At 40.4% G+C, this 12,539-nt stretch carries 11 protein-coding genes, 1 other RNA gene and 1 other annotated feature; of the genes, 10 read left to right on the forward strand and 2 right to left on the reverse strand.

The features are described from left to right. Nucleotides 1-8: 8 nt before the first annotated feature. From P8610_RS01565 to P8610_RS01600, 8 genes are all read left to right on the forward strand, one after another. Nucleotides 9-521, forward strand: a complete 513-nt coding sequence (locus P8610_RS01565; protein WP_289494998.1) for an adenine phosphoribosyltransferase — start codon at nt 9-11, stop codon at nt 519-521. Nucleotides 522-908: 387 nt separating this feature from the next. Then, complete coding sequence (locus P8610_RS01570; RefSeq protein WP_289495000.1) at nt 909-3,092, forward strand: RelA/SpoT family protein; 2,184 nt, start codon at nt 909-911, stop codon at nt 3,090-3,092. A 23-nt stretch (nt 3,093-3,115) separates the two neighbouring features. Beyond that, on the forward strand, nt 3,116-3,559 hold the full coding sequence (dtd, locus tag P8610_RS01575) for a D-aminoacyl-tRNA deacylase (protein ID WP_394602854.1): 444 nt from the start codon (nt 3,116-3,118) through the stop codon (nt 3,557-3,559). Nucleotides 3,560-3,623: 64 nt separating this feature from the next. Further along, a complete protein-coding gene (locus P8610_RS01580) occupies nt 3,624-3,797 on the forward strand; it encodes a hypothetical protein (RefSeq protein WP_289495002.1) in 174 nt (57 codons plus the stop codon). A 44-nt stretch (nt 3,798-3,841) separates the two neighbouring features. Further along, nucleotides 3,842-4,071 (forward strand) — a binding site (T-box leader). Between the two features lie 384 nt (nt 4,072-4,455). Beyond that, nucleotides 4,456-5,724: a histidine--tRNA ligase gene (hisS, locus tag P8610_RS01585; RefSeq protein WP_394602855.1), complete on the forward strand. Its 1,269-nt coding sequence runs from the start codon at nt 4,456-4,458 to the stop codon at nt 5,722-5,724. Between the two features lie 14 nt (nt 5,725-5,738). Beyond that, nucleotides 5,739-7,517: an aspartate--tRNA ligase gene (gene aspS / locus P8610_RS01590; RefSeq protein ID WP_394602856.1), complete on the forward strand. Its 1,779-nt coding sequence runs from the start codon at nt 5,739-5,741 to the stop codon at nt 7,515-7,517. A gap of 91 nt (nt 7,518-7,608) precedes the next feature. After that, nucleotides 7,609-7,789, forward strand: a non-coding RNA gene (gene ssrS / locus P8610_RS01595) — 6S RNA. A 114-nt stretch (nt 7,790-7,903) separates the two neighbouring features. After that, nucleotides 7,904-8,671, forward strand: coding sequence for a tRNA threonylcarbamoyladenosine dehydratase (locus P8610_RS01600; protein ID WP_394602857.1), 768 nt, complete (start codon nt 7,904-7,906; stop codon nt 8,669-8,671). Between the two features lie 294 nt (nt 8,672-8,965). Here the strand turns inward: P8610_RS01600 and P8610_RS01605 are convergent, their stop codons facing one another. Both P8610_RS01605 and P8610_RS01610 read right to left on the reverse strand, forming a co-directional pair. Further along, on the reverse strand, nt 8,966-9,817 hold the full coding sequence (locus tag P8610_RS01605) for an RsfA family transcriptional regulator (protein WP_394602858.1): 852 nt from the start codon (nt 9,815-9,817) through the stop codon (nt 8,966-8,968). A gap of 161 nt (nt 9,818-9,978) precedes the next feature. Further along, entirely contained in the window at nt 9,979-11,313 is a 1,335-nt protein-coding gene (locus P8610_RS01610) for an AAA family ATPase (RefSeq protein ID WP_394602859.1), read from the reverse strand. A gap of 156 nt (nt 11,314-11,469) precedes the next feature. Between P8610_RS01610 and P8610_RS01615 the strand changes: the two genes are divergently transcribed. Together P8610_RS01615 and cymR are read left to right on the forward strand one after the other, a co-directional pair. Next, a complete protein-coding gene (locus tag P8610_RS01615) occupies nt 11,470-12,180 on the forward strand; it encodes a YczE/YyaS/YitT family protein (RefSeq protein WP_394602860.1) in 711 nt (236 codons plus the stop codon). Then, a complete protein-coding gene (cymR, locus tag P8610_RS01620) occupies nt 12,113-12,532 on the forward strand; it encodes a cysteine metabolism transcriptional regulator CymR (protein ID WP_066239593.1) in 420 nt (139 codons plus the stop codon). The genes P8610_RS01615 and cymR overlap by 68 nt, the downstream gene beginning before the upstream one ends. The last annotated feature ends 7 nt before the right edge of the window (nt 12,533-12,539 follow it).

Raw genomic sequence — 12,539 nt, forward strand, 5'->3', positions numbered from 1 at the left:
AAAGATTCATGGATTATAAGCCGTTTATTTCAGTAGTAGAAGATTTTCCAATCGAAGGCATTCGTTTTAAAGATATCACTTCACTTATGTCTGATGGTGCAGTATATAAACAAGCAATGGATGATATTGCTGTGTACGCTAAAGAAAAACAGGTCGATGTTATTGTTGGACCTGAAGCACGCGGATTTATCGTAGGATGTCCTGTAGCTTACACTCTTGGACTAGGATTTGTTCCGGTTCGAAAAGAAGGAAAACTTCCTCGTGAAGTAATTAAGGTCGATTACGGTCTTGAATATGGTAAAGATGTTTTAACAATGCATAAAGACGCGATCAAACCAGGACAAAGAGTCTTGATCACAGACGATTTACTTGCAACGGGCGGAACAATTGAAGCAACGATTAAGCTTGTTGAAGAACTTGGCGGAGTAGTTGTAGGTATCGCATTCATGATCGAACTTACTTACTTAGATGGCCGCAAGAAACTTTCAGGTTATGATATCTTCACTTTAACTCAATACTAAACAGATGAGAGAGTTCCTATTAAAGGGGCTCTTTTTTAATTTCCTTCTAAAAAGCAAAAGGGCTGTTGCTATTTGAAGATTCTTTCAAGGACATCTCGATAAGTTGATTGTAGTGTAAGGTGCGAGACTCCTGGGGGACTAGTGGGCCAGGTGAGACTCTTATCACTGCAAAGCGCTAAGAGGCTCACCGCAGACCCCCCGGAAAGCGAGCACCTGCAACGGAAATCAACCTCTTTTTACAGAATTCATTCATGCAGAAACAGCCTTTTTTTACAATCCTGTCACAAAAACTGCCCATTCATTCGACAAATTTCGTTTTTCGCTTTACATGAGGGTTCAATTTAACGATAATAGAAGCAATATACAATGACAACGTAAGGTGATTCCATGACGATTGAGCAAGTATTGCAAAAAGCGGAAAGCTATCTGTCTAAAGACGACATCGGCTTTATTACGAAGGCCTATGAATACGCAAAAAGTGCACATGAGGGACAATTCCGTAAATCGGGAGAGCCCTATATTCATCATCCTGTTGAAGTAGCAGCCATCCTTGTTAACCTGCAAATGGATCCTGTAACTGTAGCTGCAGGGTTTCTTCACGATGTAGTTGAAGATACCTCTATTACTCTTAAGGATATATCCAACCAGTTTAATGAAGAAGTGGCTATGCTTGTTGATGGTGTTACAAAACTGAAGAAGATCAAGTTCAAGTCAAAAGAGGAACAACAGGCTGAGAATCATCGCAAAATGTTTGTTGCGATGGCACAAGATATCAGATGTATTTTGATCAAGCTTGCTGACCGTCTTCACAACATGCGTACACTGAAACATATGCCAAAAGAAAAACAGATTCAAAAAGCGAATGAAACGCTTGAAATCTTCGCTCCGCTTGCCCATCGTCTTGGGATTTCAACCATTAAGTGGGAGCTTGAAGATGTTTCTTTAAGGTACCTAAATCCACAGCAATACTACAGAATCGTTAACTTAATGCAGCAAAAACGAGCTGAACGGGAAGAGTATGTTCATCTAGTGATGGATGAAATGAAGAGCAAGTTAAAAGAAGTTAACATTCAGGTAGACATTTCTGGAAGACCGAAACATATTTACAGCATCTATCGGAAAATGGCTAAGCAAGGCAAGCAGTTTAACGAGATATATGACCTGCTTGCCGTTCGAATTATCGTTCAAAATATTAAAGATTGCTATGCTGCATTAGGGATTATCCACACCGCATATAAACCTATGCCAGGGCGCTTTAAAGATTATATTGCCATGCCTAAAGCAAATATGTACCAGTCCCTTCATACGACCGTTATCGGTCCAAAAGGAGACCCGCTTGAAGTTCAAATCAGAACGGCTGATATGCACCGTGTAGCGGAATACGGGATTGCTGCACACTGGGCTTATAAAGAAGGTGCTACGAAAGCACCTGTAAGTACTTTTGAAAATAAACTGACGTGGTTCCGTGAAATTCTTGAGTGGCAAAATGATGTTGTAGATGCCGAAGAATTTATGGAATCATTAAAAGTCGACCTTTTCTCTGATATGGTGTTTGTTTTCACGCCAAAAGGAGATGTATATGAACTGCCTTCAGGTTCCGTTCCAATCGATTTTGCCTACCGCATTCATACAGAAATTGGGAATAGGTGTATTGGGGCTAAGGTGAACGGGAAGATGGTCACATTAGATTATCGCTTGAAAACTGGAGATATCATTGAGATTTTAACGAGTAAGCATTCTTATGGACCAAGTCAAGATTGGCTGAAAATTACTCAAAGTTCTCATGCGAAAAATAAAATACGTCAATGGTTTAAGCGTGAAAGAAGAGAAGAGAACGTTGCTAAAGGTAAAGAGCTCGTTGAAAAAGAGATTAAGAATCGCGGTTACGAGCTTAAAGACATATTCACAACTGAAAATCTTCAATATGTAGCTCAAAAGTATAACTTTGCAGGCGAAGAAGACATGTATGCAGCAGTCGGTTATAACGGTATCACTGCCGCTCAAATCGCTACACGTCTAACAGATAAAGTACGCCGTAAAAAAGAGCAGGACCCGGATAATTCAGAACTCCTCGACGCGATCAGGGATTCTGCTGAAAAGCCCGAGCCCAAAAAACGAACAGATTCTGGCATCGTCGTAAAAGGCATTGATAATATGCTGATTCGTTTATCTAAGTGCTGTAATCCTGTACCTGGAGATGACATTGTAGGTTACATTACAAAAGGGCGCGGTGTCTCTGTTCACCGGGAAGATTGTGTGAATGTTCATAACGAAGATGCTCAGGTACGTTTGTTGCCTGTTGAGTGGGAAGGCAATTTGGAACAGCCTAAAAATTACAATGTGGACATTGAAATTAACGGCTTTGACCGACGCGGTCTTCTTAATGAAGTTCTGCAGGCAGTTGCAGAAACAAAGACAAATATCACAGCGGTTAGTGGTAAGTCAGATCGAAATAAAATGGCTACAATCAGCATGTCTATTTCAATTCACAATGTTAGCCATCTGCAAAAAGTTGTAGAGCGAATTAAACGTATTCCTGATATTTATGCCGTAAGACGGCTTATGCAATAGGCTTTAAGGGAAGTGATCTTGTAATGAAGGTAGTATTGCAGCGTGCTAAAAATGCAGAGGTTATAGTTGATTCTGAAGTGAAGGGCAAAATTGAAAGCGGCCTTGTGCTATTAGTTGGTGTTACCCATGACGATACAGAGAAAGATGCAGATTATTTAGCAGAAAAAATTGTGAATCTCCGTATCTTTGAAGATGAAAATGAAAAAATGAACCTATCACTCAAGGATATCGATGGCAGCATACTTTCCATTTCTCAATTTACTTTGTATGGTGATACGAAAAAGGGAAGACGGCCGAATTTCATGGAAGCCGCTAAACCTGATCATGCGATTACCATGTATGAATATTTTAACAATAAGCTTAGTCATTTAGGCGTTCATGTGGAAACAGGTGTTTTTGGAGCGATGATGGATGTAACGTTTACAAATGATGGTCCTGTAACCTTGATCTTAGATTCTAAAATGTAAATACAAATGAATGAAACCTCCGCCTTTATGGAAAGACTAAACCAAAAAAGGCGGAGGGGTTTTTATGAGGCAGAACCGAAAAGGTATTGAAGGGATTCCTGGGTGGAAGAATCTAAGCTTTCATGATTTTCTTTCTCTTGAAAAATCATCGAACAATATGGAACTCGCAGAAGAGTTTGGATTAAACTTGTACCAAGTAAATCAATTAAAGAAAAAAATAAAACGCGAAAACTATTGACATCATACCCTAATGAAAAGTATGATAATCTACAATTCCAAAATGTAAAACTGATGACGAAGAAAAGTACCTTTACCCCACAGGGTTAGAGAGGAAATACCACGGCTGGAAGTATTTCTCCCTGATGATAAAGTGAAAGACACTTCATAGGTTTTAATTCGAACGGTTATTATCAACCTCAGTAGAGTTACACGTGGGCAATCGTTACTTGCATAATGAGGAAGCTTTTTAGCTTCGAAGCAGGGTGGCACCGCGGGAAAATCCCGTCCCTTATGAAATGACAGATTTCATAAGGGACGGGATTTTTTTATTTGAGTGTTTTCTAACATATTGTGCATTAAAGGCATTGTGTTCGATTCACTTCTTTGACAAGTTGATTGGAGCGCAAGGTGCGTGCCTACCACTTGAGAAACATCTCGCAAGGCATGTTACGAGGAAGCTCACTGCATAAGCATAAACTTGTAGACGCAGGAACAAGACACTTCCTTGAAGCGGGACAGGTGAGACTCCTAATAGTGTATAGCGCTAGGAGGCTCACCGCACACCCCGCGGAAAGCGAGCATCTGGAGCGGAAATCAACCACTTTCATAAGACAACAAAGTACACGAAAACTGCCTTTGATTTTAACGAACATGAAAAAGCGGGAGGATGAAAGAAAATGAGTATTAACATTCCAAGGGGAACGAAAGATATACTCCCAGGAGAAGTCGAAAAGTGGCAGCTGGTCGAACAAAAAGCGAAAGAAGTATCAGCGCGATTTAACTATAAAGAGATCCGCACACCGATCTTTGAACATACTGATTTGTTTCAAAGAGGTGTTGGAGACTCAACAGATATCGTACAAAAAGAAATGTACACATTTAATGATCGTGGTGACCGGAGCTTAACCCTTCGTCCAGAAGGCACAGCACCTGTTACTCGATCTTACGTTGAAAATAAAATGTTCGGTCTTCCCGGACAGCCAGTGAAATTATTTTACATTCAGCCTATGTTCCGTTATGAAAGACCGCAAGCAGGTCGCTATCGTCAATTTGTACAGTTTGGTATTGAAGCGATGGGTTCAGCAGATCCTGCCATTGATGCAGAAGTAATCTCACTTGCGATGACGGTATATAAAGAGCTTGGTTTGAAAAAGCTTCGTCTCGTATTGAATACATTGGGAGATGCTGAAAGCCGCAAGTCTCATAAAGAAGCACTGATCGCACATTTTGAACCTAGAATCGATGAATTCTGTTCAGATTGTCAGAACCGATTATTGAAGAATCCGCTTCGAATTCTGGATTGTAAAAAAGACCGTGATCACGAGCTTATGAAGAATGCTCCTTCAATTTTGGAACACTTAAACGAAGAGTCAAAAGCGTACTTTAAAGACGTTAAGTCAAGCTTAGATGGAATGAACATTGAGTATGTGATAGACCCAACGCTAGTTAGAGGATTAGATTACTACAACCACACTGCGTTTGAAATCATGAGTGAAGCAGAAGGCTTTGGCGCTATAACAACACTTAGCGGCGGAGGCAGATATAACGGTCTAGTTGAAGACTTAGGCGGTCCTGCTACTCCAAGTATCGGTTTTGCGATGAGCTTAGAGCGACTTTTGTTAGCACTGGAAGCAGAAGGCGTCACGCTAGAAACTGAAGAAGAGCTTGACTGTTATGTTGTTGCGCTAGGTGATGAAGCAAAACAAAAGTCAGTTTCAATCTTAAGCCAGCTTCGTCAGAACGGCATCAAGAGTGACAAAGACTACTTAGATAAAAAGATGAAAGCACAGTTTAAAGCCGCTGACCGATTGAAGGCTAAATTTGTTGCCATATTGGGTGAAGAAGAGCTGACAAAAGGAATCATCAACGTTAAAAATATGGATTCTGGCGATCAACAAGAAGTAGTGATCGAAGAATTGAGCACATTTATCAAGCAAGGGAAATAAGGAGGACACATCTTATGGAATATCGCACACATCAATGTGGTAAGATTACTGAACAAATTATTGGTGAAAAAGTAACAATCACTGGCTGGGTACAAAAAAGACGTGACTTAGGCGGTTTGATCTTCATTGATCTTCGTGACCGTTCTGGAGTTGTACAGATCGTCTTTTCACCTGAAGTATCAGCAGAAGCTCTAGAAACAGCTGAAAAAGTAAGAAGTGAGTATGTTCTTACTGTAACTGGCACTGTAATCGAACGTGATCCAAGTACAGTTAACCAAGTTATGGCTACGGGTAAGATCGAAATCTCTGGTGAAGACATAAAAATATTGAACAGCGCAAAAACACCTCCTTTCTCCATTAGTGAAGATATGGATATTACAGAAGACGTACGTTTGAAATATCGTTACCTAGACTTGCGTCGTCCGGTTATGCAAGAAACGATGAAGATGAGACATGAGGTAACTCGCTATATCCGTAACTTCCTTGAGAATGATGAATTTATGGAAATGGAAACACCGATGCTTACGAAGAGCACACCTGAGGGAGCACGTGATTATCTTGTGCCGAGTCGTGTGCATCCAGGAGAATTTTATGCACTACCGCAGTCTCCACAATTATTTAAGCAGCTTTTAATGGTTTCTGGTTTTGAAAAATACTATCAAATCGTTCGCTGTTTTAGAGATGAGGACTTGCGTGCAGACCGCCAGCCGGAATTCACACAAGTCGATATCGAAACTTCTTTTATGGGTCAGGAACCACTCTTATCTATGATGGAAGAGATGATGACTGGGTTATTGGAAAAAGTAAAAGGTGTTGAGATTCCAAAGCCATTCCCAAGAATGACATACAAAGAAGCTATGGACCGCTATGGTTCAGATAAGCCCGACACTCGTTTTGGTTTAGAGCTCATTAACGTTTCTGAAATTGTGAAGGAGTCAGGTTTTAAAGTATTTGCTGCAGCAGTTGAGAACGGCGGGCAAGTTAAAGCGATCAACGTTAAAGGAAAAGCAGCGAGCTATTCCAGAAAAGACATCGACGGACTTACTGAATTTACAGCAGTATACGGAGCAAAAGGTTTAGCTTGGATGAAGGTTGAGGCAGAAGGCTTAAAAGGACCGATCTCTAAATTCTTTAACGAAGAAGATGCAGCAAACCTTACAAGTGCCCTTCATGCAGAAGAAGGAGATTTGCTTTTATTCGTAGCAGATAAGCCTTCAGTAGTAGCAGACAGCTTAGGTGCTCTCAGACAAAAATTAGCGAAAGACCTGGATCTGATTGATCAATCAAAATTCAATTTCTTATGGGTCGTTGATTTCCCGCTTGTGGAGTACGATGAAGATGCAGATCGCTTTGTTGCTCTTCACCATCCATTTACAATGCCAAAGACAGAAGATCTTCATTTAATGGATTCGAACCCTGCTGAAGTAAGAGCTCAAGCATATGATTTAGTTCTTAACGGTTATGAGTTAGGCGGCGGATCACAGCGTATCTATCAGCGTGATGTTCAAGAAAAAATGTTTAAAACATTAGGGTTCACTGAGGAAGCGGCACGTGAAGAGTTTGGCTTCCTTTTAGAAGCTTTTGAATATGGAACACCTCCGCATGGCGGAATTGCTTTAGGGCTGGATCGTATGGTAATGCTATTAGCTGGCAGAACTAATTTAAGAGATACGATTGCATTTCCGAAAACTGCTTCTGCTTCATGCTTGCTGACCAACGCACCATCAAAGGTGAATGAAAAGCAATTAGATGAACTTCACTTATCGGTTAAAATGAAGCAAGAGACCAAGTAAATGAATATTTAGAAAAATACGAATTGTTTTTTACAGAGACACATTTTGTCTTGTATTTGATATCTTCGTATGATAGTATGAATTTAAGCGATGGGTCCTATGGTGACCGTTAACAACCCGAAAGTTTTGAGCCAACATTAAGTACTAGGGAGTTTGTGTTTTCTCACAGCGTCCATGCCCTGAGAGATAGGGGACGGACAAAATGCGAAACAGGACACCCACCTGCGAGAGCAGGTTCAAAACTAAGGGAAAACGGCATTTTTGGGGCTCATTTTTTTGTGCGAAAAAAACCAAGTAAGCATATTGATTTTGTTTCCAAAAGTGGATATGCTGATAAAGATGCATTTTCTTTATATATGTGCACGCTGAAAGGAGATTTCGTTAGTATGCTTTATCAATTTTCAAGAAATGAACTTGCGATCGGAAAAGATGGAATCGATGTTCTGAAAAACTCAACTGTTGCTGTTCTAGGAATCGGCGGAGTAGGTTCTTTTTCAGCTGAAGCTCTTGCGCGTTCAGGAGTCGGCCGTTTGATCCTTATCGATAAAGATGACGTTGATATCACAAATGTGAATCGTCAAATACATGCTCTAGTTACGACTGTTGGTCAACCAAAAGTAGATCTGATGAAAGAAAGAATCGCACTTATTAATCCTGATTGTGAAGTTATCGCTCTTAAGATGTTCTATACAGAAGAAACGTATGAACAGATCTTTGAATATGGACTGGATTTTGTAGTTGATGCATCAGATACGATCTCCTATAAGATACATCTCATGAAGGAATGTTTGAACCGCAACATCCCTATCATCTCAAGCATGGGTGTTGCGAACAAACTAGATCCGACGCGTCTTCAAATTGTTGACATTTCAAAGACAAGTTATGACCCAATTGCTAAGGTTATCCGTCAGCGTTTAAGAAAAGAAGGGATTACAAAAGGAATTCCGGTTGTTTTCTCAGATGAAAAACCAGTACAAATTCGCGAAGAAATCCGCAAAGAGATTGTACCTGAGAACGCACCTGGCATACGTAAAGCTAAAATGCCGCCTTCTTCTAACGCTTTTGTTCCGTCCGTATCAGGACTGTATATGGCTGGATATGTGATCAATAATATTATTGAGAAAAATAACATTAAGATTGAAAGAATTCGATAAATGCTAGAGGAAAAGGTTCTGTCTCAGTTGGGTCAGGGCCTTTTTTTTATTTGTATGCGAGATTTTAGTTAACAAAATACTTTTAATTACTTAAAGGTGAATCATCATGGACACCTCATTTATTTTTTACGAGGTAATCTCAATTAATTCCAAGGTAACTGCAATTAATTCCGCTTATAGCTTCAATAATTCCGCGTATAAAATTTTTTATCCGATTTTCAATAAATATCCACAAACTTAAACGAAAAAATGACTCACCCGGGCTCAGTTGCACCCTTGTGAGTCATTTAAACGTTATTTTGCTAGTTTTTCCAGATTTCCGTTCTTATCCATACGGAAGCTTACGTTTGGATTTGTTTCCTCATCTTGAAACAGCACCATTTTTCTTGCTCGATCCATAATTTGTATAAGAGCTTGATAATCTTCCTGAACCGTTTGATGCTCTTTTTCAAGAACGGCAAGCTGTTCTTTCATCACTTTATTTTGCTGCAGCAATTCGTTCATCTGCAGTCGCAGTTCCATATTTTCCTGAACAAGTTTACCGCTTGCCATTCCGTTTCGTTTTAATCCGTTTAGGAAATCTATCACTTCATCTAGTGTAACTCCATCTCTATTACTAGGTTGTGGCTGGCGATTAGAGTACGAAACTGGCGATGCTGCTGGTGTATTAGAAACTTCAGAAACTGGCGGCGCATCAGCTGCTGGCTGCTGAACATAGCTCGCTGGAGTATGAGCTGCAGGTGTTGCTGCAGACGTTGAAGCTGCAGTGTTATTATCATACGTATATGGTGTCTTAAAAAACTCTTCAGGATGATAGGTTTCATCATCATGCATCTGTGGTGTTTGAACCTGCTGAATTGGCTGAACAGGCTTTGCTGCAGGCTTAGGCTGCTGTTGTTGCGATCTTGCCAACGCACGCTGACGCTCTTTTCTTTGCTTTTTAGCAATCTTTAAAGCTTGTTCGTATTTTTTTCTAACGATCGCATTCCATCGAAAGCCAACGGCTGCACTCGTTCGTTCTAATTTATCTCCAACCTCTTCAAAAGCATGCAACTGCGTACTGCCTTCACGGACATGGCGCAAAACCGTTTCGGCCAGCAATAGATCGTCTTCTTCTGACCATGCGTCCTGTCTGATTTTTGACACGGTAATCCTCTCCTTAGCTACAAAAATATTCATTTACTATTTACATGTTTACCAATGAGAGAGAATCCTATACACAGAAGCAGAGAAATTTTGCTAGTTTGATAAGTTAGAACAGCTCATATTGCAGTCAGAATAAGAAAACCGTTAAAAGTCTCATAGATTTACTGTCCTTTTTTCTTTCGTTCATTGAAGTAGTCGAGACGTTTTTTTATATTTTTTTCAAACCCACGTTCAGTAGGTTCATAAAAAGTCTTGCCTTGCAGATGACGCGGCAAATATTCCTGCGGTACATATCCATCTTCAAAGTGATGAGGATATTTATAGTCTTCACCGTGCTTCAATTCTTTTGCCCCTTTATAATGAGCATCACGCAGGTGGATTGGAACAAGGCCTGTTTTTTCTTTTTTTACAGCGTCAAGTGCTTTATCGATTCCTGTTATCACTTTATTGCTTTTTGGAGCAGTTGCTAAATAAAGTGTTGCTTCCGCAAGCGGGATACGTGCTTCAGGCATTCCTGTAAAATCTGCCGCATAGCTTGCAGCATGGGCAACCAACAATGCGTTAGGGTCAGCTAATCCGATATCTTCAGCAGCATGCACAAGCAGACGGCGTGCAATAAATCGCGGATCTTCTCCTGCATAAATCATTTTAGCAAGCCAGTAGAGAGCGGCATCTGGATCAGAACCGCGGATGCTTTTGATAAAAGCAGAGACTGTATCATAGTGGTTGTCTCCTTTTTTATCATATTGAAGCACTCTTTGCTGTATGGATTCTTCAGCGATCTCAAGTGTGATATTGATGGTGCCATCCTTATCTGGTTTCGTGGTCAATACAGCAAGTTCCACCGCATTAAGTGCTGTTCTTGCATCACCGTTCGCAATAGAAACGATATGATTTTGAGCATCTTTTTCCATGTTGATCGGATGCTTACCGTATCCTCTTTCTTTATCAGAAAGAGCTTGATCGATGACTTTCGCGATATGCTCGTCAGTTAGCGGTTCAAAGCGAAACAATCGTGATCTTGATAAGAGAGCGGGATTGATCTCGAACATCGGACTTTCTGTTGTTGCACCTATTAAAATAACACTGCCATCTTCTACATAAGGAAGAAGAGCGTCCTGCTGGCTTTTGTTGAAGCGGTGAATTTCATCGATAAAGAGCACCGTCTTCTTCTCCTCTAACAAAAGCCGTTCCCTTGCTGCTCCCATAATCACTTTTAAGTCTGCCACTCCTGAAGTAACGGCATTTAACTGCTCAAACCATGCTGATGTTGAGTTCGCGATAATTTTAGCTAAAGTGGTCTTGCCTGTTCCAGGAGGTCCGAAAAAGATCATGGGAGTAAGCTGATCCGCTTCGATTGCCCGCCTTAATAGCTTTCCTTCTCCTGCAATATGTTCTTGGCCGATGAACTCCCCAATCTTTCTAGGACGCATGCGGTTAGCAAGAGGTCTCTTTAAGGAGTGAGAGCTTTCGTCTTTATAAGAAAACAAGTCCATTGATATTTCACCCTTCCGTACACTTGTTCTAGTCGTCATATGACAATACTATACAACAGTACGTCATGCAAGGTGAAATCATTTCATGCTATAATAAGCTTTAGATTTATGAAAAGTAGTAAGATCAGACAACTTAATAGGGAAGGATTTTGCATAGTGAAAGACCAAAAACATTCAAGATGGAACAAATTTTTGTTTCAGTGGTCTGTGTTTTTTGTGGGACTGTTTATTATGGCCTTCGGAATAGCTCTTATGATCAAGGCGAACTTAGGAAGCGCTCCATGGGATGTACTTCATATCGGTTTGTTTTCACAGTTCGGGTTATCGATAGGAACGTGGTCGATCATTATGGGCTTTTTCGTTATTTTAGCAACATCATTATTAACCAAAAAGATGCCTCAGTCTGGTGCTTTTTTAAATATGGTGTCTGTTGGCTTGTTTATTGATTTTTATTTATGGCTGCCTTTTTTCCATGATCCTATAACGTGGGTTGGAAAATGGCTTTTCCTTATAATTGGAATCCTGATATTAGGCTTTGGCATCGGACTCTATATTTCATCAGAGTGCGGAGCTGGACCGAGAGATAGTTTAATGCTCGCTCTTACCGAGAGATCAGGTATGAAAGTTTCAAACATTCGTCTATTTATGGAACTCATCGTTCTTTTCTTTGGATGGATGTTAAAAGGACCGATTTCATTCGGAACCATTATTTTTTGTGTAACAATTGGAGCAATCGTAGGCAGAACCCTTCCGTATTGCCAAAAGTTAGTGAAGTTTGTATTAGAACGGAGTGAACAATTTGAAAATATCAACAAAGGGCCGGTACGGATTAACCATCATGATGGCATTAGCAAAGAGATCAGGTGAGGGTCCTATCGCGTTAAAATTAATCGCAAAAGAATATAGTCTTTCTGAACACTATCTGGAGCAGCTTATTGCACCTCTCAGAAATGCAGGTCTTGTTAAGAGTATAAGAGGTGCTTACGGAGGTTATATTTTAGCTAAAGAAGCTTCAACGATTACAGCTGGAGACATCATTCGAGTTCTCGAAGGACCGATCTCTCCAGTAGAAGTAATGGACGATGAAGAACCGGCTAAACGCAACCTATGGATTAAAATCCGTGATGCAGTAAAAGACGTATTAGATTCTACAACACTCGAAGATTTAGCGAATTATGAAGACGAGGGCGGACAGGACGCTTACATGTTTTATATATAGGAAGGAA

This window comes from Fictibacillus sp. UD, assembly GCF_043558025.1.
Classification (GTDB): Bacteria; Bacillota; Bacilli; order Bacillales; family Fictibacillaceae; genus Fictibacillus.

What these genes read in the sequence shown, in the direction of transcription:
- P8610_RS01565 (WP_289494998.1), top strand. Translation starts at nt 9, where the DNA reads ATGGATTATAAGCCGTTTATTTCAGTAGTAGAAGATTTTCCAATCGAA.
- P8610_RS01570 (WP_289495000.1), top strand. Translation starts at nt 909, where the DNA reads ATGACGATTGAGCAAGTATTGCAAAAAGCGGAAAGCTATCTGTCTAAA.
- dtd (WP_394602854.1), top strand. Translation starts at nt 3,116, where the DNA reads ATGAAGGTAGTATTGCAGCGTGCTAAAAATGCAGAGGTTATAGTTGAT.
- P8610_RS01580 (WP_289495002.1), top strand. Translation starts at nt 3,624, where the DNA reads ATGAGGCAGAACCGAAAAGGTATTGAAGGGATTCCTGGGTGGAAGAAT.
- hisS (WP_394602855.1), top strand. Translation starts at nt 4,456, where the DNA reads ATGAGTATTAACATTCCAAGGGGAACGAAAGATATACTCCCAGGAGAA.
- aspS (WP_394602856.1), top strand. Translation starts at nt 5,739, where the DNA reads ATGGAATATCGCACACATCAATGTGGTAAGATTACTGAACAAATTATT.
- P8610_RS01600 (WP_394602857.1), top strand. Translation starts at nt 7,904, where the DNA reads ATGCTTTATCAATTTTCAAGAAATGAACTTGCGATCGGAAAAGATGGA.
- P8610_RS01610 (WP_394602859.1), bottom strand. Translation starts at nt 11,313, where the DNA reads ATGGACTTGTTTTCTTATAAAGACGAAAGCTCTCACTCCTTAAAGAGA.